Here is a 20,002-nt window from a genome sequence, read left to right on the forward strand (position 1 = left end):
ACGGGGCAGCCGACACCTCCGTGGACCGGCATGCCGTGTCGCGGACCCACCAGCAGGACCAGTCGTGTGCGGGCAGATCTCCGTGCACTTGTTCGAAGGAGCTCCAGTGGTCGAGCCGTACTCCGTCGTCGCACTCTCCCCGCGCACCTTCCAGATGAAGGAGCGCAAGGACGGCATCGAGAACGTCAAGCGCATCAACACCTTCATGGACACGGCCGTCATGGTCGGCGCCTGGGAAGGCGCACCCGTCCGCCTCGTGGTCATCCCGGAGATGGCCATCCAGGGCATGATCGCCAACACCCCCGGCAACCGCGAGAAGGAGGCCCACTTCGCGGTGACCATCCCGGGGCCGGAGACCGACCTGCTGTCGGAGAAGGCCCAGCAGCTCAACAGCTACATCGCCGCCGAGCTGTACATGGTGAAGGACGACGACTTCCCGGACCGCTACTTCAACGTCGCGTTCATCATCGACCCGAACGGGGAGGTCGTCTACAAGCGCTACAAGGCGACCAGTGACGCCTACGAGGGCGGCATGCTCGGCAACATGAACCCGCACGACCTCTGGGACGAGTGGGTCGAGAAGAAGGGCGCCGGGAACGCGATGGACGCGATCTTCCCGGTCGCCAAGACCGAGATCGGGAACATCGGCATCGCCATCTGCCACGAGGGCGTGTACCCGGAGATCGCGCGCGGCCTGGCGATGAACGGGGCGGAGATCATCATCCGGCCCACGCTGATCGAGCCGGCCGTCATGAGCGGGATGTGGGAGATCCAGAACCGGGCGCACGCCTTGTTCAACGCGGCGTACGTCATCGCCCCCAACCTGGGGCCGGAGATCATGCCGGACGGCGGGATCCAGGACCTCTTCGGCGGGCAGTCGATGATCGTCAACCCGCGGGGCCAGATCGTCGTGCAGCAGAAGGGCTGGACGTCGGGCGACTCGTTCGTCTGCACGACCATCGACATCGAGGCGCTGCGCCGCGCGCGGATCGCCAACGGTCTGTTCAACCAGTTCAAGGACCTGCGGACCGAGCAGTACCGGGCCATCTACGACCAGCCGATCTACCCGAAGAACCAGTACCTCGACGCGCCGCCGACCGAGGGCTGGCTCGCCCGGGAGGAGGCCACGCGTGCCCGCAACATCGAGCTGCTCATCGATCGCGGGGTCCTGACCCCGCCGACCGGCTACCAGCGGAAGAGCGGGAACGGCGGGAACGGCGCGAACAGTGCCGTCGAGGAGACGGCGGAGAAGGTCCTCGACGCCTGACGGACCGGCGGGCGCAGCGGCGGGGCTCCTCCTCCGCCGCTGCGCCCGCCCCGGCCGACACCCACCCTTTCGGGCAATTCGCGCGGGTGCGCCGGCGACTACCGTCCGAGTGGGTGCTCTCGGCCGCCCGGGCGAGAAGGAAAGGCAGAAGATGACGGTCCACGGCGAATCACCGGCGCCCCGGATGATCGATGTAGCACGCTTGGCCGGCGTCTCGCAGCAGACCGTCTCCCGCGTGCTGAACCAGAACGCCTTCGTCAGCAAGGAACTGCAGGAACGCGTCGAGCGCGCGGTCCGGGAACTCGGGTACCGGCGCAACAACGCGGCCCGGGCGCTCGTCACCCGGCAGACCATGCACCTCGGCGTGGTCACCGCGGGTCCCATGCAGTACGGGCCGGCCCAGGCGCTGTTCGGGATCGCCGAGGCGGCGCGTGAGCTCGGCTACGCCACCAGCCTGGTCAGCCTGGGCGACACCGACCGGGACACCATGCGCCAGGCGCTGGACCACCTGGTCGCGGACGCCGTGGACGGGATCATCGTCCTGGCCCCGACGGTGGCCGCGGCCGTCGCCGTCGAGGGACTGGCGTCCTCCGTGCCCCTCGTCATGTTCGAGCCCGGTGCGCTGGACCGCCCGCGCACCGTGGCCCACGACGAGGTCATGGGCGCTCAGACGGCCACGCACCACCTCCTGGAGCTCGGCCACCCGACGGTCCACCACCTGGCCGGTCCACCGGGATGGCTCGGCTCCGCGGCCCGGATCGAGGGATGGCGCCGGGCCCTCACCAAGGCCGGCTGCCCCATCCCCGAGCCGCGGGTCGGCGACTGGACCTCCGCATCGGGCTACGACGTCGCGCTCCGGATGCTGCAGCGGGACAAGCCCACCGCCGTCTTCACCGCCAACGACCAGATGGCGATCGGGCTGCTGAAGGCGGCGTCCGAGCTCGGCATCCGGGTCCCCGAGGACCTCAGCGTGGTCGGCTTCGACGACATCCCCGAGGCGCAGTTCCTCAAGCCCGGCCTGACCACCATGCACCTGGACTTCATGGAGGTCGGGCACCGCTGCGTCGAGCGCCTGCTGCAGGACATCCGGGGCAGCCAGACACCCCCGGAGCCCGTGGTGGCCCCGTTCCTGGTGCCCCGCGCGTCGGCAGCGCCCTACCGGCCGCGCTCCTGACCTCGTCGGAGCCGGCTCCGGGCGCCAGCTCAGCCCATCGTCTTCTGGCCGTCGATCGACTCCCGCAGGATGTCGGCGTGGCCCGCGTGCTGGGCGGTCTCCGCGATGACGTGCAGGAACACCCGGCGGGCCGACCAGCGGGCGCCCGGCTCGAACCACGGCGCCTCCGGCAGCGCGTGGTCGGCGTCCAGGTCGGGGAGGGTGGCGACCAGCTCGTCGGTGTGCTGCGCGACCGCCTCGTAGTCGGCCAGCAGGCCGGCCAGCGTCTCCCCGGCCGCGAGGTGCCAGTGCCGGTTCAGCACGTCGGGGCCCCAGTTGCGGTGCATCGCCCTGGCCCCGCCCTCCGCGAACCGGACCCACTCCGCCTCGGTGGCCGACACGTGCTTGATCAGCCCGGCGAGGTTGAGCGCGCTGGCGGTCGGCCGCAGCATGGCCTGCTCGTCGGTCAGGTCGCGGACGGTGAACCGCAGGAAGTGCCGGTGCCGCCGCAGGGACTCGATCAGGTCGGCCCGCTCGCGGGTGAGGGTGGTCGAACCGGTCATGGGATCGCCTTCCGTCGTCCTCCGGTGCGTGGGTGCCGACGCTAGGGGCAGCGGGGGCCGGATGGACGGGCGGCGATCTCCGTCGACGGCGGATCCGGCGCGAACCCCTGGTGCGGCGGGTGCGGTGGGTCCTAGCCTCCGTGCCCTTGCCCCGCCACGGAGAGGACCACCGCCCCCATGACCGACGACGTCGCCCAGTCCTACCTCGTCAGTCCTGCGTGGCTGATCGGGGGTCTGCGCAACGTCCCGGGCTATCTGGGTGCGGGCGGTGGACGGCTGACCTTCGTCAGCGACACCCCGGTCTTCGACGTCCCCCTGGACGAGGTCACCGACGTGACCTGGCCCTGGTACTGGTTCGGCGGGGGCCTCAAGCTCCGCGCGGACGGGCGGCTGTACAAGGTGACGTTCGTCCGGCCGAACGGCATGCCCGACCCGGACCCCTCCATGCTGGAGGCCGGCATCGGCGTCTTCGGGTTCCTCACCGGGACCTGGCACGACGTCTCCGCGCTGCGCGGGCTGGCCGACATCGGCACCGGGCGCGCCGCCGGCAGGCAGTGGAAGCAGTTCCTCGGCGCCTGACCGCACCCGGTAGGGGGGTGGACCGCACCCGAGCCGTGCGCTCCGCCCCCCGGAGGCGTGCTGCTGGCAGCCTGTCGCCCGGCCGCACGGCTTCCTAGCGTCGTCCTCGAGATCCGCTCGAGGAGGAGACATGACCACCACGACCACCCCGACCACGGGCGGCGTCGCCGGGCTCGCCCGGCGGCACCCCGTCCCGGTCTTCCTCACCATCGCGCTCGGCTCCGGCTGGACCGCGCTGACCATCCCCAACATGGCCGGGCAGGAGAACGGCCCGTTCCTCGTGCTGATGCTCGTCGTCCTGGCCGGGGCCGCGCTCCTCGTGACCTCCTGGACCGGCGGGCCCGGCGCGGTCCGCCGGCTGCTGGGCCGGGCGCTGCTGTGGCGGTTCGAGCCCTGGCGGTACGCGGTGGTCCTGCTCGGCATGCCGGTCGCCACGCTCGCCGTCGGCGCGGTGATGGGGACCGCGGCGGTCCCCGACGACTGGGGCGCCTTCGCCGGCACCTACCTGTTCATGACGGTGGTGTTCGGGCTGCTGCTCGCGAACCTGTGGGAGGAGCTGGCCTGGACCGGCTTCCTGCAGTCCCGGTTCATGGCGCGGCACGGGCTGCTGCGCGGCTCGCTGATGACGGCCCCGTGGTTCTTCGCGATCCACCTGCCGCTGAGCTTCACGCCCGGCTGGACCTGGCCCGGCGCCGCGTTCAACCTGACCCTGGTGCTGCTCATCGCGCCGTTCATGCGGTACCTGCTGGGCATGCACTACCTGGACACGCAGGGCAGCCTGCTCGCCGTCGGGCTGCAGCACGCGGCGTTCAACGCCTCGGCCGACCTGGGCAGCGCGGGGTGGGAGTACGCGATCGGCCTGGTCGTCCTGACCGTCGTCATGGCGGTGCTCCGACACCGGACCCGGGGGCCTGGTGCGCCCCTCCGCCGTGCGGAACGCTGACCCGGCGCAGCCGATCCGTGCACGTCGACCCGCCGGAGTCCGGAATGACCGATCAGCGAGCCCGTGGCCGGACCACCCTCCTGGCGCCCCTCGTGCTGCTCGCGGGGCTCCTCGCCCCGCAGGTCGCCGTCGCCCCGGCATCCGCCGCGGCGCCCGACGACACCGTCCTGGAGGCGGCGTTGCAGGCGGACGTCGAGGCGTACCTCGCCGACCGCGGCACGGCCGAGCACGTCTCCGCCGCCGGGTTGAGCGTCAGCCTCGCCGACCGCGACGACAGCATCGACGTGAGCGCGGGGACGACCAGCATGGGCGGCTCGGAGCCGGTGCGACCCGACAGCGTCTGGCAGATCGGCAGCCACACCAAGGCGTTCACCTCGGTGCTGCTGCTGCAGTACGAGGCCGAGGGGCGGCTGTCGATCGACGACCCGCTGGGGGAGTGGCTGCCGCAGTACCCGCAGTGGGCCGACGTCCCGATCCGGCGACTGCTGGACATGACCAGCGGCATCGCCGACTACGACTCCCAGCCGGCCTTCCTCGACACCTACATCGCCGACCCGCAGACCCACTTCTCGGCCGAGCAGCTGATCGGCTACGCCGAGGGCGCGCCGGGCACGACGGGCTGGAGCTACTCGAACACGAACTACGTGCTCGCGGAGCTGGTCGTCGAGGAGGTGACCGGGAACAGCTACCGGGAGGAGCTGGAGGAGCGGCTGCTCGAGCCGCTGGACCTGGACGACACCTTCTACCGGGAGCACCTGTACCCCTCCGCGGTGACCGATCGGGAGCCGGCCGGCTACTTCGCGAACGACCAGGTGCCCGACCCGTACACGGGGTTCGTCGGGACGGACACCAGCCGGGACACGCTGTCCTGGGCGCGGGGTGCCGGCGGCATCATCGGGACGACGGGTGACCTGACCCGCTGGACCCGCGCGCTCTACTCCGGCGAGCTGCTGCCGGCCGAGCAGCAGGCCGAGCTGACCAGCCTGGTCTCGACCACGACCGGGCTCCCCATCGGGCAGACGTCCCCGGAGGACCCGAGCGGGTTCGGGCTCGGGGTCGCCCAGGTCACGGCCGAGCCGCTCGGCACGTTCTGGTTCTACGAGGGCGGCACCCTCGGCTTCCGGACGCTGCACGTGTACCTGCCGGAGTCCGGTGTGGTCATGGCCATGGGTCTGAACAGCGTGACCGCCGAGGACCAGATCATCGCCTTGGCCGTGGCGGTGCACGAGACCCTGGTCGCGCAGGGGGCGGTCCCCGCACCCGTCGCGGCGGCCGCCTGAACCCGGGGGCGCGGGCGTGACCGGCAACGGCGACAACGGGCCGCGGCGGGAGTAGAACAGCGGCGAGGACCTCAACTCCGTGGTCCTCCAGCCCGGTCGCCGCCGACCGCATCCCGGGGAGCTCCCATGAGCACTCCCACCCGCCCCCGCCGCCACCTGGGGACCCACCGCGCGCGGGTCCGCCACACCGGCCCGGGGGAGACCCCCTTCTGGGACCGGCACCACTGGACGGTCCCGGCGCTCGCCGTCGGCGCGGTCGTCGGCGCCTTCCTGATGATGATCGTGCTGACCGCCCTCGCCGGCGGCTCCACGCCCTTCACCGGCTGACCGGCGGGGTGGGGCATTCCCCACCCCGAACAGGCGGGTCAGCGCCATGGTCCGGGCCCGAGGCCGTCCCTGGCGTCGACCGCGACGGCGCCGCCAGCGCCGCGGTCCACGAGGAGACGACCGCACGGCCCACGTCCCCACCGCCCTCGACGGCGTCGACCTGGCGCTGGCCACGGGCAGCTTCACCGCCGTCATGGGGCCCTCCGGCTCGGGCAGGTCCACGCTGCTCAACTGCGCCGCCGGACTCGACCGGCTGACCACGGGCGCCGTCGCCGTGGCCGGGCTGCCGCTGGCCGGGCTGAGCGACGACCAGCTCACCCGCTTCGGTCAGCACCTCGGGTTCGTCGTCCAGGCCTGAGCCCGGCGTAGCGGCTCACTGCACCATGTCGCGGTTCTGGGTGTGCTCGCTGACCTGCGGCGGCACGTCCGGGCCGGACCGGCCGGCCTGCACCAGTGCGGTGGCGTGCGCCCAGCACAGCCGGCACAGGTGGGTCGGGTCCGGCGGCAGGATCGGGTGCCCGCCCAGCGGCCGCACCTCCACCCAGCCCACGGCGTCCGGGGACGCCGCGACGGCCCCGCACTCCTCACAGCGGTAGAGCACGCTCATGCGTCCGCCCTCCAGGCTGAGGAACGACGTCGGTCCCCGGGACGACCAGGGTGCCCCTTCCCGGCGCGGGCCGCAGGCGGCCCGGTCAGGGCCCCGCCGTCAGCCCCCGCGCTTCACCTCGGCGTCGACGACCCCGAGCAGCGCCGTCTGGAGGGCCTGGTCGGCGTGCTCGCCGCGGTCGAGCGCCTCGCGGGCCGGGCCGGGCAGCAGGCCCACCTCGATCTCGTCGAGCCAGACCGTCTCGCCCCCCACCTGGCGCCCCAGCCGCAGGGTGCTCCCCTCCCGCCGGACCTGGTACTCCTCGCCACCGAGCTCGATCGTCGTCGGTCCGTCCATGCCGCAGCCCTACCCGGGCCGTCCGCGGGTTCACACCCCCGGGGGACGTCGTGACACGCCGTACGCACGACACGCCGACAGCCGGTGACGACGCGCCCGGACCTGCGCCGGGGCGGCGTGCGGATCGTCACTCTTCCCGGGCGACCCGGCGTGGCGTCCTGCAGGCTGCGGCGGCAGGTGTCGATGGTGACAATGGACTGGTCGCGGGGACGGCGCCCGGCGTGTCGCCGGGCGGGCGGAGGTGGACGTGGCAGAACGACCCGGTCGGCCGGAACTGCCGCTGGACGTACGCCACAGCGGGTCAGCGGGCAGCCACGCCGTCCTCGTCGAGGCCGTCCTCGACGCGCTGCCCTCCCCGACGGTCCTGCTGGACGCCGACGGCCGGATCCTGCTGGCGAACACCGCCTGGACGGTGGCGACCGACTTCCTCGAGGACCCACGGCTGCAGGTGGGGGTCGGCGACGACTACCACGCGATGGCCCTCTCGATGCGCGACGACCTGCGCACCCGGATCCTCATCCAGCAGCTGCAGGAACTCGGCCGCGGCGAGCGCGGGACGGTCACCTTCGACTACGCCCTGCCGCACCGGAACGGCCCCCGCTGGTACCACCTGCAGGCATCCCGGGTCGACCAGGCCGGCCAGGTCGTCGTCACCCACACCGACATCACCTCCCGGGTGCAGGCCGAGCAGACCTCCGCCTGGCAGGCCCGGCACGACCACCTCACCGACCTGCCCAACCGGGCCCACCTGCACGAGCTCATCTCCGCGGAGCTGCTGCGGCCCGACCGCGGACCGGTCAGCGTGCTGTTCATGGACGTCGACGGCTTCAAGGACGTCAACGACACCCTGGGCCACGAGATGGGCGACCAGTTGCTCCGCGAGCTGGCGCGGCGGTTGAGCAGGCGCACCCGCTCGGAGGACACCGTGGGCCGTCTCGGCGGTGACGAGTTCGTCGTCCTGTGCCGCGACTGCGACGTCGACGGGGCGCTGCGGCTGGCCGAGCGGTTCCAGTCGACGTTCGACGAGCCGTTCGACCTCGACGGCAAGCGGGTCACCGGCCTCAGCGCCAGCATCGGCGTGGCCACCGCGGACGCCGGGCAGGTGCGCTCCACCGACCTCGTGCGCGACGCCGACCTGGCGATGTACGCCGCCAAGGCTGCCGGCCGCGACCGGGTGCGGGTGTTCAGCCCGGAGCTGCGCCAGGCGGTCGAGCAGAAGGTGCTCGTCGGCGGCGAGCTGCGGAACGCGATCGAGGCCGGTCAGCTCGTCCTGCACTACCAGCCGGTGATCTCGCTGCCCGGCGGCGGGATCTACGGCGCGGAGGCGCTCGTCCGCTGGCACCACCCCGTCCGCGGCACGCTGCAGCCGGCGGACTTCCTGCCGCTGGCCGAGCACCACGGCATGATCGTGCCGCTCACCCGCTGGGTGCTGGGTGAGGCGGCCCGGCAGGCGGCCGCCTGGGAACGGGCCGGGATGCCGCTCGTCGTCGGGGTCAACATCAGCGCCGCGCACTTCGGCACCGGCACGCTGGTCGCCGACGTCCACGACGCGCTGACCGCCGCCGGCCTGGCGCCCGAGCGGCTGGTCCTCGAGCTCACCGAGACCAGCGTCGCGGAGGACCCCCTGCGGGCCGCGGCCCAGTTCGCGCAGCTGCGCGTGGCGGGCGTCGAGGTGTCCATCGACGACTTCGGCAGCGGGTTCTCCTCGCTCGGCCAGCTGGTGTCCATCCCCGCGGGCGGGCTCAAGCTCGACCGGAGCCTCATCGCCCACACGGCCACCCGGCGCAGCGAGGCGGCGGCGGCCATCGCTGCCGTCGTCGGACTGGCCCGGGCCTGCGGCATGCGCAGCCTGGCCGAGGGCGTGGAGACCGCCGAGCAGCTGGAGCTGGTCGCCGAGCTCGGCTGCAACCACGCGCAGGGCTTCCACATCGGACGGCCGATGCCGGCCGAGGAGTTCGTCACGTGGCTGCAGGAGCGCCGGCTGGCAGGCACCCAGCCCGCGGCCGCCCCGGCCGACGACCTGCTGCGGGCCTGACCCGGACACCGGGCCGGCTCGCCCGGTCAGCCCGGCTCGCCGCGCATCTTGCGGCGGGCGACCACGACCAGGTCGACCACCGCGACGGCGGCCAGCACGAACAGGACGACGGCGAACCACGTCGGGGCACCCGCGGCCCGCACCAGGATCCCGCCGGCCACGCACACCACCACCCCGAAGGCCGCCAGCACCAGGCGCAGGGTGAGTGCGCTCTGCGCGGGCCGGGCGCCGCCGATGCCCGCGGTCGGGTCGTGGTGGTCGGGGAGGCCGCGCTCGTAACCGGCCCGGGAGCGCCGTCCTGAGGGCTCGCTCATGCTCCTCTAGGGTACTCACCCGACGGGCGCACTACCCTGGATCGAGTGGCAGCTGACTTCTCCGTCGTCCTGGGCGAACTCGACACGACCTTGACGTCGATCGAGGCGGTGCTGCGCGTCGACGACCTCCGCAAGCAGGTCGCCGAGCTGGAGGAGCAGGCCGCCGCCCCGGACCTGTGGAACGACGTCGAGGCCGCCCAGGCGCTGACCTCCAAGCTGTCCTACCTGCAGGGCGACCTGCGCCGGGTGGAGGACCTGCGCAGCCGCCTGGACGACGTCGGCCTGCTGCACGAGATGGCCGTCGAGGAGGGCGACGAGGCGACCCTGGCCGAGGCGGAGCGGGAGCTGGCCAACCTGCGCACGGCGATCGACGAGCTCGAGGTCCGCACCCTGCTCTCCGGCGAGTACGACTCCCGGGAGGCGCTGGTCACCATCCGGTCCGAGGCCGGGGGCGTGGACGCCGCCGACTTCGCCGAGATGCTGATGCGCATGTACCTGCGGTACGCCGAGCGGCACAAGTACCCGGTCGAGGTCTACGACGTCTCCTACGCCGAGGAGGCCGGGATCAAGTCGGCCACGTTCGCGGTCAAGCAGCCCTACGCGTACGGCACCCTCTCGGTCGAGCAGGGCACCCACCGGCTGGTGCGCATCTCGCCCTTCGACAACCAGGGCCGCCGGCAGACCTCCTTCGCCGGCGTCGAGGTGCTGCCCGTCGTCGAGCAGACCGACCACGTGGACATCCCGGAGAACGAGATCCGGATCGACGTCTTCCGGTCCTCGGGCCCCGGCGGGCAGAGCGTCAACACGACCGACTCCGCCGTCCGGATCACCCACCTGCCCACCGGCATCGTCGTCTCCTGCCAGAACGAGAAGAGCCAGATCCAGAACCGAGCGGCCGCACTGCGCGTGCTCCAGGCCCGGCTGCTGGTCAAGCGGCAGGAGGAGCAGCGCGCCGAGATGGACGCGCTGAAGGGGGAGGGCAGCAGCTGGGGCAACCAGATGCGCTCCTACGTGCTGCACCCGTACCAGATGGTCAAGGACCTGCGGACCGAGACGGAGACCGGCAACACCACCGCGGTGCTCGACGGGGACATCGACTCGTTCATCGAGTCCGGCATCCGCTGGCGGCGCCAGCAGGAGACCGCCGACGGGAGCTGACCCGGCCCCGGGCGGGGCCCGCGACGGGCTCGCGGGTCGGGCGGGCAGCATGGTGCTCCTGTTGCGTGGCGCGCCGTGCGGAGCGCCGGTGCCGCGGCTCGCGACAGGTACCGTGGCACCCCGTGATCGAATTGCAACACGTCACCAAGATCTACCCGACCTCTCCCCGGCCGGCTCTCGATGACGTCTCCATGCAGATCGACAAGGGCGAGTTCGTCTTCCTCATCGGCTCCTCGGGTTCGGGCAAGTCCACGTTCCTCCGGCTGCTGCTGAAGGAGGACAACCCGACCAAGGGCACCGTCCTGGTCAACGGCAAGAACCTGACCACGATGAGCAAGTGGCAGGTGCCCAAGCTGCGCCGCACCATGGGCTGCGTCTTCCAGGACTTCCGCCTGCTGCGCAACAAGACCGTCGCCGAGAACGTGGCGTTCGCCCTCGAGGTGATCAACAAGCCGCAGCGCACCATCAAGCGGGTGGTCCCCGAGGTGCTGGAGATGGTCGGCCTGGAGGGCAAGGAGAACCGCCTGCCCAGCGAGCTGTCCGGTGGTGAGCAGCAGCGGGTGGCCATCGCCCGCGCGTTCGTGAACCGGCCGCTGGTGTTGCTCGCCGACGAGCCCACCGGCAACCTCGACCCCGAGACCAGCCAGGACATCATGCTGCTGCTGGAGCGGATCAACCGCACCGGCACCACCGTGGTGATGGCCACGCACGACTACCACATCGTCGACTCCATGCGGCGCCGCGTGATCGAGCTGAACGACGGCATCCTCAGCCGCGACCAGTCCCGGGGCGTCTACGGCGTGGGCCGCTGAGATGCGGGCCGCCGAGATGACCGCCCGCCGCACGCTGCACCACACGACAGGGATCTGATGCGCGTCAACTTCGTCCTCTCCGAGGTGGCCGCCGGGCTGCGCCGGAACCTGACCATGACGGTCGCGATGATCCTGACGACCGGCATCTCGCTGGGGCTCATGGGCACCGGCCTGCTGATCGCCAACATGATCGGCGAGATGCGGGACATCTACTACGACAAGGTGCAGGTCTCGATCTACCTCGCCGACGAGGTCACCGACCCGCAGCGCGACGCCATCGCCGCGCAGCTGGAGGGGTCCGGCGAGGTCCGGGACTACATCTACGAGTCCAAGGCCGAGGCGTACGAGCGGTTCAAGCAGCAGTTCCAGGAGCAGCCGGCGCTGATCGCCAACACCCCCGAGGACGCACTGCCCGAGAGCTTCCGGGTCGAGCTGGTGAACCCCGAGCGGTACGAGGTCATCGCCGAGCAGTTCCCGGTCGGGCAGAACGGCGTCGAGGACGTCCGCGACGAGGGTGACTTCCTCGACCGGTTGTTCAGCCTGCTGAACGGCGCCCGCAACGCGACCATCGCGGTGGCCGTCGTGCAGGCACTGGCCGCGTTGCTGCTGATCTCGAACACGATCCAGCTCGCGGCGTTCAACCGGCGCAACGAGACCAACATCATGCGGCTGGTCGGCGCCTCCCGCTGGTACACCCAGCTGCCCTTCATCCTCGAGGCCGCGGTCGCCGGCCTGATCGGTGCCGGGCTGGCCATCGGCGGCCTGGTGCTCACCAAGGTGCTCTTCGTCGACAAGACCCTGGCCGGACCCATCAAGGCGGGGATCATCCCGCCGGTCGACTGGTCGGCGATCATCGCGATCAGCCCGGTCATCGCCGCGGTCGGCATCGGGCTGGCCTCGATCGCCGCGGCCGTGACGCTGCGCCTCTACGTCCGGCTGTAGGCCCGGGCCCTGCTGCCAGCCCGACCGCGATCATGGAGTTCGGGACGCGGCGCGCCGCCGTCCCGGGGTGCGTCGCGCCCCGAACCCCATGATCGCCGGGGTGGGAGCGGCGGCAGGCGCCCAGCGCGGTGGCCGGTAACCTGGGGACATGCCGCGTGAGACCGGGCGCAAGCTCATCGCCCAGAACAAGAAGGCGCGGCACGACTACTCGATCCTCGACACCTACGAGGTGGGCCTGGTGCTCACCGGCACCGAGGTGAAGAGCCTGCGTGCCGGGCGCGCCTCGCTCGTCGACGGGTTCGCCACCGTCGACGACGGTGAGGTGTGGCTGCAGCACGTGCACATCCCCGAGTACACCGAGGGCACCTGGACCAACCACGCGCCGCGCCGCAAGCGCAAGATCCTCATGCACCGCGCCGAGATCGAGAAGCTGATCGGCAAGACCAAGGAGGGCGGGCTCACGCTCGTCCCGCTGGACCTGTACTTCAAGGACGGCAAGGTCAAGGCGACGCTGGCGCTGGCGCGGGGCAAGAAGACCTACGACAAGCGGCAGGACCTCGCCGAGCGCGACTCGCGCCGGGAGATGGAGCGGGCCTTCGGCCGCTACGTGAAGGGACGCCGGTGAAGGGGATCGCCTTCGATCGGTTCGGGGACGCCGACGTCCTGGAGCTGCGGGACGACCTGCCCGAGCCGCCGGTCGGCCCGGACACCGTGCTCGTGCGCAGCCGTGCCGCCGGGGTCAACCCGGTCGACATGGCGATCCGCGCCGGGTACCTGGCCGGCGCCTATCCGCACCACTTCCCGATCGTCCCCGGCTGGGACCTGGCCGGCGTGGTGGAGGCGGTCGGGCCGGCCGTCGTCGACTTCGCGCCCGGCGACGAGGTGTTCGGCTACCTGCGCCGGGACGACGTCCAGTGGGGGACGGCGGCCGAGCTGGTTCCCGCACCGCAGCGCTGCCTCGCGCACAAGCCCTCCTCGCTGTCGTTCACCGAGGCCGGTGCCGTGCCGCTGGCCGGGTTGACCGCCTACCAGGCGCTGACCGAGGCGCTGGCCGTGGGCGAGGGGGACCGCGTGCTGGTGCACCGTGCCGCCGGCGGCGTCGGGTTCTTCGCCGTGCAGATCGCCGCCGCGCTCGGTGCGCACGTCATCGGCACGGCGAGCCCGCGCAACCACGCCTTCCTGGCCGACGCCGGGGCCGCCGAGGTGCTCGACTACTCCGCCGGGCCGATCAGCGAGCAGCTGTCCGAGCCGGTGGACGCCGTCCTGGACCTCATCGGTGGCCCGGCGCTCGCCGACGCGCCGAAGCAGGTCCGGGACGTCGCCCGGATCGCCAGCATCGTCGACCCGGTGGTCAACGAGATGGGCGGGCGGTACGTGTTCGTGCGGCCAGAGCGGCACGACCTCGAGGAGCTGGCGCGGATGGCCGACGCCGGCCAGCTGCGGGTCGTGATCGCGAAGGCCTTCCCGCTGGCGCAGACCGCGCAGGCGCAGGAGCTGGTGGCCGGCGGGCACGTCCGCGGCAAGGTCGTCGTCACCCTGTGAAGGCCGACGTCCCCGTGAGCACCGCAGGGAGCGCCGGGGGCCGGGGAGCGGAGCGGGGGCGGAGCCGAACCGACGACGCCGTGCTCCGACCGCCGGTCTCGGACGGCGACGTCCCGCGCTGGTGGCGGGAACTGGGCGTGCCCGGGCTGGTCGACGCGCACGTGCACTTCCTCCCCGAGCGGGTGCAGGCGAAGGTGTGGCGGTACTTCGCCGACGGCGAGCGGAACTACGGCCGGCCGTGGCCGGTCACCTACGCGCTGCCGGTGGACGAGCGGCTCGCCGTCCTCGACCGGCTCGGCGTCCGGGCGTTCCCGACGCTGCCGTACCCGCACAAGCCCGGCATGGCCCCCTGGCTCAACGACGAGGCGGCGGCCTTCGCCGCGGCGCACCCGCAGGTGCTGCAGTCCGCGACCTTCTTCCCGGAGCCGGAGGCGCCGGCCTACGTGGCCGCGGCGCTGGACGCCGGCGCCCGGGTGTTCAAGGTGCACGTGCAGGTGGGCCGGTTCGACCCGCGGGACCCGCTGCTCGACGCGGTGTGGGCGCAGCTGGAGGAGACCGGGACGCCGGTGGTGACCCACTGCGGGTCGGGGCCGCTGGCCGGGGTGCACACCGGGCCGGAGCCGATGAGCGGCCTGCTGGAGCGCTTCCCGCGGCTGCGGCTGGTGATCGCCCACCTCGGCATGCCCGAGTACGCCGCCTTCCTCGACCTCGCCGAGCGGTACGAGCGCGTGCACCTGGACACCACGATGTTCGCCACCGACTTCACCGAGCAGCTCATGCCCTTCGACCGGTCGCTGCTGCCGCAGCTGGGCGCGCTCCAGGACAAGGTCGTGCTGGGCAGCGACTTCCCGGCCATCCCGTACCCGTACTGGCACCAGCTGGCCGCGCTGCAGCGGCTGGGGCTGGGGGAGGACTGGCTGCGCGCGGTCGTCTGGGGGAACGGGGCGCGCCTGTTCGGGCTGACGGCCCGGCCGTAGGGTCCGGTGCCGTGCCCGAACTCGCCCTCCCCGCAGGGCTCGCCGCCCGGCCGCTGACACCCGACGACATGGCGGCCGCCGCGGACCTGCTGGCGGCCGCCGAGCTGGTCGACGACACCGGCGAGCACATGAGCGCCGAGGAGCTCGCGGGCTGGTGGGTCAACGACCTGGTCGACCTGCCGCGGGACAGCCGGCTGGTGCGGACCGCGGACGGCGAGGTGGTGGCCGTCGCGGTCGTGGACGCGCCGCCGACCTTCCGCGACGCCTTCACCGTGCACCTGGAGGGGTGCGTGCACCCGGGGTGGCGGGGCCGGGGGATCGGCCGTGCCCTGCTGGCGTGGCAGCTCGAGCGCGGGGCGCAGGTGCACGCCGAGCGGCACCCGGAGGCGCCCGCCCGGCTGACCGTCTCGGTGTTCAGCTCGATGCCGACGGCCGAGGCGCTGGTGCGCCGCGCCGGCCTGACCCCGCGGCGCTGGTTCTCCCACATGTCCCGGGCGCTGACCGGCCTGCCCGCGCCGCCGGCGGTGCCCGGCGTCCGGCTCGTGCCGTTCACCTTCGACCGGGACGACGAGGTGCGCCGCGCCCACAACGCGGCCTTCGCCGACCACTACGGCTCCAGCGAGCGGGACGCCGCCTCCTGGCAGGTGCTGTTCACCGGGCAGCACACCTTCCGGGCGGACGTCTCGGTGCTCGCACTCGAGGACGACGCCGTCGTCGGGTACACGCTCGCCTACGTGTCGGAGGCGGGCTTCCAGGCGACCGGCGAGCGGGAGACCTACCTCGGCCAGATCGGCGTGCTGCCGCGCGCGCGGGGACGGGGCCTGGCGAAGGCGACGATCGCGGAGGCGCTTCGGCTGGCCGCCGAGCACGACTGCTCCGTCGCCGCCCTGCAGGTCGACAGCGAGAACGGCAGCGGCGCGGTCGGCCTGTACGAGGGGCTCGGCTTCGCCACCCAGCGCACGCAGGTCTCCTGGGTGCGGGAGCTGCCGCCGTCGTCCTGAGTCGTCCTGTCGGTACCCGACGGCACACTCGCCCCGCCCGCGTTCTGCCGGAGAGGAGGGCTCCCACACCGTGGACGACCAGGCCGACCCCCGCTGGACCACCAGTGGCTGGGGGTACGGCGTCAAGACCCAGGACCAGGCCTTCCGGGCCGTCAACCGGATCGTCTCGCTCTCCGCCGGCCGGCGGTACGTGTGGCGGGGGAGCAGCGACCGCTCCCACCGGCTGCGGTCGTCCTTGCTGCGCGACCTGGTCATCGACGAGACCGAGCCGCTGCCCACCGAGCTGGAGCTGCGTCGGCGTGAGCTCGCCGTCCTGCGCGAGGCCCGGGAGTGGGGGGTGGCGCGGGAGCTGGGGCCGCCGGCGTCGGACCTGCACCTGCTCGCCCACCTGCAGCAGCACGGCGTGCCGACCCGCCTGCTGGACGTCACGCACAACCCGATGACCGCGCTGTGGTTCGCCTGCGAGAGCGGCGACGAGGCAGGTGTGCTGTTCGCCTTCGACGTCACCGACGTGCCGACCTACGACACCGCCGGGCTCCCGTCGGACCCGCTCGACTGGTCGCTGCGGCACGCCCTGGCCGTCTCGGCGAGGAGGGCCGCACCCTTCCTCGTCCGGCCGACCGTGCCCACCGCCCGGCTGCGGGCGCAGGAGGGTCTGTTCCTGTCGGCCGCGGTGCCGCTGGGGCCTGCGTTGCCCGGCGTCGACGGGATGCCCCTGCCGGCCGGGGAGCCTCCCGGCCCGGCGCGGCTCGCCGGCCTGTTCGCCCCGGAGGAGCGGGGAGCCGGCCGGCCGGCCCGGGTGCCGTTCTGCGCGGTGGTGATCCCGGCCCGCATCAAGAAGAAGGTCAAGGAGCACCTGGCCGCGCTCAACCGTCGGCGCAGCACGGTGTACCCCGACGTCGCCGGCTTCCGCGAGGCCCTCCGGGACGGCGAGGTGGCCCTCCACCCGCTGCCCGACGCCGTCCCGGCCTCCGAGGACACCGACGCCCTCGGCGCCTGACGTGCGGGACCGCCCGCTGGTCTCAGGCCGGGTCGTTGCCGGCCATCTGCGCCTCCCGCAGCTCGGCGTGCATCTCCCAGGGCGCCTGGGGGAGGACGTCCCCGGTCTCGAGGAGCGACTTCAGGTTGGCGAGGACGGCGGGCCAGCCGGCGGCCACGGCCGCCCGGTCGGCCTCCGTCGGCAGGTCCTCGTGCACGACGGTGAGCCGGACGATGTCCTGGTGGCGCTCGACCGTGAAGGTCACCCGTGACGGGCTCCCCTCGCGTTGCTCGTCCGACCCCGGGAACGTGAGCACGAGACGCTCCGGGCGCTGCGCCTCCAGGACGGTGCCGGTGACGTCGGCGATGCCGGAGCCGTCGGTGCGCACGTGCTGCCAGGTCGAGCCGGGCTGCCAGTCCGACTCGTTGCGGTGCCCCCAGTACCGGGCGGTGAGGTCCGCACTGGTCAGGGCCTCCCAGACCTGGTCGGGCGTGGCCCGGACGTAGGTGACGTAGACGTACGTGGGCGGGGTGGTCATGTGCTGCTCCTCTGCTGTGTGCCGGACGGCGCTGAGGACGCGCAGCCGGGGGGTCTCGAACTTGTCGATCCACCGCTCCTGGACCTCGTGCAGCGGCACGGGGTTCAGGTAGTGCAACTTCTCCCGGCCCTGCCAGACGGTGGTGACCAGGTTCGCCGCCTCCAGGACGCCGAGGTGCTGGGACGCCGACTGCCGGGCCATGGCCAGAGAGCCGCAGAGCTCGCCGAGGGTCTGGCCGTTCCGCTCGTGCAGCCGGTCGAGCAGCTGACGTCGGGTCGGGTCGGCCAGTGCCTTGAACACCGCGCTGAGGTTCTCGGGCACGGCGTCATCATGCAGGTATTCACCTGCATGATGCAAGAGGTCCGAGACCGTTACGGTCGCCGGGTGACCAGCGCCCAGCCGTTCCCCGACCTGCGGCTGGTCAGCCGCGCGCACCGGCGCCTGGAGCCGCTGCACTCGCACGTCTACTTCGCTCCCGAGCTGGAGGAGCGGCTGACGGCGGCCGGCCTGCGGCCCGGGCGGATGGCGTACTTCGCCGGCCGGGCCGCCGCGATGGGCGCGGTGGGTCCCGGCGTCGTGACGGCGACCTTCTACAACTTCGCGCCCGAGGTGGTGGCCCGGCACATCCCGTGCGCGTGGACCCTTGCCGCGCCCGAGCAGGTGCTCGACGCGCGGCACGCGGCCGCGCGGGCGTCGCTGACCCGGCTGCTCGGCGACGGCGTGGCGCCGGAGACGGCGGAGCTCGCCGACCTGCTGCAGGAGGCATGCGCGGCGCTGACCCCGGAGGGGCGCCCGCTGTACGCGGCGCACGCCGACCTGCCCTGGCCGGCCGACCCGGTGCTGCAGCTGTGGCACGGGGTCAGCCTGCTGCGGGAGCACCGCGGCGACGGCCACGTCGCCGCGCTGCTGCGGTCCGGGCTCTCCGGACTCGAGGCGCTGGTCACCCACACGATCACCGGGCGCGGCTTCACCCGGCCGGCGGCCCAGGCCAGCCGCGGCTGGTCCGACGAGGAGTGGGACGCGGCGACCGCCGCGCTGACCTGGCGGGGGCTGGTCGCCGACGGTGCGCTGACCGAGGACGGCGTCCGGCTGCGGACGGCGGTCGAGCGGGAGACCGACGAGCTGTCCGCGGCGCCCTTCGCCGCCCTGGGCGCGGAGCGCGCCGAGCGGGTCGGCGAGCTCGCCCGCGTGCTGACCGGCCGCGTGCTCGCGAACGGCGCCTTCCCGGCCGGGCTGCTCGCCGGCCGCTGACCCACCCGCCCGTGCGGGGGAGCGGGCGTGCGCCGTCGTCCCCCGGCGTGCCACGATGGTCGACGGCCCGCGGAACGGACGGAGCCCAGGGACGTCGGGAGGTGACCGGGACGATGCGCGCCGAGCCCCCCAGTTGCAGTCCCGAGGTCCCCTCCCGCTGACGCCCCGGTCGACGTCCGACCCGGTCGGGGTGCTGCGTGCGGGGACCTCCTCGACGTCCCCACCCCTGCGTCCCCCGGGAGTCCGTCGTGACCGACCGCCGCCGCAGCACGCCCCGTGCCGCACTGTCCACCCTGACCCGCCGTCCCCGTCCGGTGCTCGTGCCCCGGCTGCCCGAGGTCGCGCCCGAGCCGGCACCCCGGTCGCGGCTGGTCGACAACGCCGTCTACGCGGCCGGACGGCGGATCGCGACCCCCGCGTCGCCGGCCGAGAGCCACGAGTGGCTGACCGAGGGGTTCGACGACCGGATGGTGTGGCTGGGCCTGTACCGGCCCGAGCCCGGCGAGCTGGGCGAGCTGGCCGAGCAGTACGGCCTGCCCGAGCTCGCCGTCGAGGACGCGATCAAGGCCCACCAGCGGCCGAAGTTCGAGCGGTACGGCGACACGCTGTTCGTCGTCCTCAAGGCCGCCCGGTACCTCGACGCCGTGGAGGAGGTCGACTTCGGCGAGCTGCACCTGTTCCTCGGCAAGGACTTCGTCATCACCGTGCGGCACAGCGAGTCGCCGGACCTCTCCCGGGTGCGCCGCCGGCTGGAGAGCGACCCGGAGCTGCTGGCCCGGGGGAGCGAGGCGGTGCTCTACGCCATCCTGGACGCCGTCGTCGACGGGTACGCCCCGGTCGTCGCCGGCCTGGAGAACGACATCGACGAGATCGAGGTCGAGGTCTTCCGCGGTGACCCGCAGGTGTCCCGGCGCATCTACGAGCTGTCCCAGGAGGTCGTGGACTTCCAGCGGGCCGCGCAGCCGCTGACCGGGATCCTCGCCGCGATCACCGCCGGGTTCGACAAGTACGGCGTCGGGGAGGACCTGCAGAGCTACCTGCGGGACGTCGCCGACCACGTCACCCAGGTCAACGAGCGGGTGGAGGGCTTCCGGCTGCAGCTGCGCGACATCCTCACCGTGAACGCGACGCTGGTGGCGCAACGGCAGAACGACGAGATCCGCGAGCTCACCGAGGCGAGCATCGCCCAGGGCGAGGAGGTCAAGAAGATCTCCGCGTGGGCGGCCATCCTGTTCGCCCCGACGCTGGTCGGCACCGTGTACGGCATGAACTTCGACCACATGCCCGAGCTGCACTGGCAGCTGGGCTACCCGGCCGCGCTGGTGGCGATGCTGGCGGTCAGCATCGTGCTGTACCTGGTGTTCAGGCGCCGCGACTGGATCTAGGGGCGGCGGGGAA

23 protein-coding genes are annotated in these 20,002 nt (G+C 72.9%); 18 read left to right on the forward strand and 5 right to left on the reverse strand.

The window, feature by feature from the left end; genetic code table 11:
- Window positions 1–106: 106 nt before the first annotated feature.
- Together HL189_RS02135 and HL189_RS02140 are read left to right on the forward strand one after the other, a co-directional pair.
- Complete coding sequence (locus HL189_RS02135; protein WP_369132052.1) at window positions 107–1,267, forward strand: nitrilase-related carbon-nitrogen hydrolase; 1,161 nt, start codon at window positions 107–109, stop codon at window positions 1,265–1,267.
- 184 nt (window positions 1,268–1,451) lie between these two features.
- Window positions 1,452–2,441, forward strand: a complete 990-nt coding sequence (locus HL189_RS02140) for a LacI family DNA-binding transcriptional regulator (RefSeq protein ID WP_369132053.1) — start codon at window positions 1,452–1,454, stop codon at window positions 2,439–2,441.
- A 29-nt stretch (window positions 2,442–2,470) separates the two neighbouring features.
- On the opposite strand, the gene HL189_RS02145 is transcribed toward HL189_RS02140, so the two are convergent.
- Window positions 2,471–2,983, reverse strand: a complete 513-nt coding sequence (locus tag HL189_RS02145) for a DinB family protein (RefSeq protein ID WP_369132054.1) — start codon at window positions 2,981–2,983, stop codon at window positions 2,471–2,473.
- A gap of 177 nt (window positions 2,984–3,160) precedes the next feature.
- Between HL189_RS02145 and HL189_RS02150 the strand changes: the two genes are divergently transcribed.
- From HL189_RS02150 to HL189_RS02170, 5 genes are all read left to right on the forward strand, one after another.
- Window positions 3,161–3,562, forward strand: coding sequence for a hypothetical protein (locus HL189_RS02150; RefSeq protein WP_369132055.1), 402 nt, complete (start codon window positions 3,161–3,163; stop codon window positions 3,560–3,562).
- A 130-nt stretch (window positions 3,563–3,692) separates the two neighbouring features.
- Window positions 3,693–4,505, forward strand: coding sequence for a CPBP family glutamic-type intramembrane protease (locus tag HL189_RS02155; protein ID WP_369132056.1), 813 nt, complete (start codon window positions 3,693–3,695; stop codon window positions 4,503–4,505).
- Window positions 4,506–4,549: 44 nt separating this feature from the next.
- Complete coding sequence (locus HL189_RS02160; protein ID WP_369132057.1) at window positions 4,550–5,785, forward strand: serine hydrolase domain-containing protein; 1,236 nt, start codon at window positions 4,550–4,552, stop codon at window positions 5,783–5,785.
- A 126-nt stretch (window positions 5,786–5,911) separates the two neighbouring features.
- The gene (locus tag HL189_RS02165) at window positions 5,912–6,112 is read left to right on the forward strand and encodes a hypothetical protein (protein WP_369132058.1); all 201 of its coding nucleotides are present in this window, start codon (window positions 5,912–5,914) and stop codon (window positions 6,110–6,112) included.
- Window positions 6,113–6,158: 46 nt separating this feature from the next.
- The gene (locus HL189_RS02170; RefSeq protein ID WP_369132059.1) at window positions 6,159–6,470 is read left to right on the forward strand and encodes an ATP-binding cassette domain-containing protein; all 312 of its coding nucleotides are present in this window, start codon (window positions 6,159–6,161) and stop codon (window positions 6,468–6,470) included.
- A 15-nt stretch (window positions 6,471–6,485) separates the two neighbouring features.
- On the opposite strand, the gene HL189_RS02175 is transcribed toward HL189_RS02170, so the two are convergent.
- Together HL189_RS02175 and HL189_RS02180 are read right to left on the reverse strand one after the other, a co-directional pair.
- Window positions 6,486–6,719 carry a hypothetical protein gene (locus HL189_RS02175; protein ID WP_369132060.1) on the reverse strand — a complete coding sequence of 78 codons (234 nt, stop codon included), beginning with the start codon at window positions 6,717–6,719 and terminating at the stop codon, window positions 6,486–6,488.
- Between the two features lie 99 nt (window positions 6,720–6,818).
- The gene (locus HL189_RS02180) at window positions 6,819–7,055 is read right to left on the reverse strand and encodes a hypothetical protein (RefSeq protein WP_369132061.1); all 237 of its coding nucleotides are present in this window, start codon (window positions 7,053–7,055) and stop codon (window positions 6,819–6,821) included.
- A 247-nt stretch (window positions 7,056–7,302) separates the two neighbouring features.
- Here HL189_RS02180 and HL189_RS02185 point away from each other — a divergent pair, with 247 nt between their 5' ends.
- Complete coding sequence (locus HL189_RS02185; RefSeq protein ID WP_369132062.1) at window positions 7,303–9,090, forward strand: putative bifunctional diguanylate cyclase/phosphodiesterase; 1,788 nt, start codon at window positions 7,303–7,305, stop codon at window positions 9,088–9,090.
- Between the two features lie 26 nt (window positions 9,091–9,116).
- Here HL189_RS02185 and HL189_RS02190 read toward each other — a convergent pair whose 3' ends face one another.
- Complete coding sequence (locus tag HL189_RS02190; RefSeq protein ID WP_369132063.1) at window positions 9,117–9,404, reverse strand: DUF6343 family protein; 288 nt, start codon at window positions 9,402–9,404, stop codon at window positions 9,117–9,119.
- Window positions 9,405–9,449: 45 nt separating this feature from the next.
- Between HL189_RS02190 and prfB the strand changes: the two genes are divergently transcribed.
- The 8 genes from prfB to HL189_RS02230 all read left to right on the forward strand — a co-directional run bounded on the left by prfB (window position 9,450) and on the right by HL189_RS02230 (window position 16,836).
- Window positions 9,450–10,562, forward strand: coding sequence for a peptide chain release factor 2 (gene prfB / locus HL189_RS02195; RefSeq protein ID WP_369132064.1), 1,113 nt, complete (start codon window positions 9,450–9,452; stop codon window positions 10,560–10,562).
- 122 nt (window positions 10,563–10,684) lie between these two features.
- Window positions 10,685–11,374, forward strand: coding sequence for a cell division ATP-binding protein FtsE (gene ftsE, locus HL189_RS02200; protein ID WP_369132065.1), 690 nt, complete (start codon window positions 10,685–10,687; stop codon window positions 11,372–11,374).
- Window positions 11,375–11,431: 57 nt separating this feature from the next.
- On the forward strand, window positions 11,432–12,316 hold the full coding sequence (ftsX, locus tag HL189_RS02205; RefSeq protein ID WP_369132066.1) for a permease-like cell division protein FtsX: 885 nt from the start codon (window positions 11,432–11,434) through the stop codon (window positions 12,314–12,316).
- A gap of 148 nt (window positions 12,317–12,464) precedes the next feature.
- Window positions 12,465–12,941 (forward strand): SsrA-binding protein SmpB, encoded by a 477-nt coding sequence (smpB, locus tag HL189_RS02210; RefSeq protein ID WP_369132067.1) that lies wholly within the window; start codon window positions 12,465–12,467, stop codon window positions 12,939–12,941.
- The gene (locus HL189_RS02215) at window positions 12,938–13,858 is read left to right on the forward strand and encodes an NADP-dependent oxidoreductase (RefSeq protein WP_369132068.1); all 921 of its coding nucleotides are present in this window, start codon (window positions 12,938–12,940) and stop codon (window positions 13,856–13,858) included. Before smpB ends, HL189_RS02215 begins: the two co-directional genes overlap by 4 nt.
- An 80-nt stretch (window positions 13,859–13,938) precedes the next feature.
- Entirely contained in the window at window positions 13,939–14,835 is an 897-nt protein-coding gene (locus tag HL189_RS02220) for an amidohydrolase family protein (protein WP_369132069.1), read from the forward strand.
- An 11-nt stretch (window positions 14,836–14,846) separates the two neighbouring features.
- Window positions 14,847–15,836, forward strand: coding sequence for a GNAT family N-acetyltransferase (locus HL189_RS02225; protein WP_369132070.1), 990 nt, complete (start codon window positions 14,847–14,849; stop codon window positions 15,834–15,836).
- 70 nt (window positions 15,837–15,906) lie between these two features.
- Window positions 15,907–16,836, forward strand: coding sequence for an FRG domain-containing protein (locus HL189_RS02230; RefSeq protein ID WP_369132071.1), 930 nt, complete (start codon window positions 15,907–15,909; stop codon window positions 16,834–16,836).
- Window positions 16,837–16,858: 22 nt separating this feature from the next.
- Here the strand turns inward: HL189_RS02230 and HL189_RS02235 are convergent, their stop codons facing one another.
- Entirely contained in the window at window positions 16,859–17,674 is an 816-nt protein-coding gene (locus HL189_RS02235; protein WP_369132072.1) for an ArsR/SmtB family transcription factor, read from the reverse strand.
- A gap of 63 nt (window positions 17,675–17,737) precedes the next feature.
- Here HL189_RS02235 and HL189_RS02240 point away from each other — a divergent pair, with 63 nt between their 5' ends.
- Both HL189_RS02240 and HL189_RS02245 read left to right on the forward strand, forming a co-directional pair.
- Window positions 17,738–18,604, forward strand: coding sequence for a hypothetical protein (locus HL189_RS02240; protein ID WP_369132073.1), 867 nt, complete (start codon window positions 17,738–17,740; stop codon window positions 18,602–18,604).
- A gap of 248 nt (window positions 18,605–18,852) precedes the next feature.
- A complete protein-coding gene (locus HL189_RS02245; protein WP_369132074.1) occupies window positions 18,853–19,989 on the forward strand; it encodes a magnesium and cobalt transport protein CorA in 1,137 nt (378 codons plus the stop codon).
- Window positions 19,990–20,002: the final 13 nt, after the last annotated feature.

The organism is Modestobacter sp. I12A-02662 (genome assembly GCF_041028325.1).
Classification (GTDB): domain Bacteria; phylum Actinomycetota; class Actinomycetes; order Mycobacteriales; family Geodermatophilaceae; genus Modestobacter.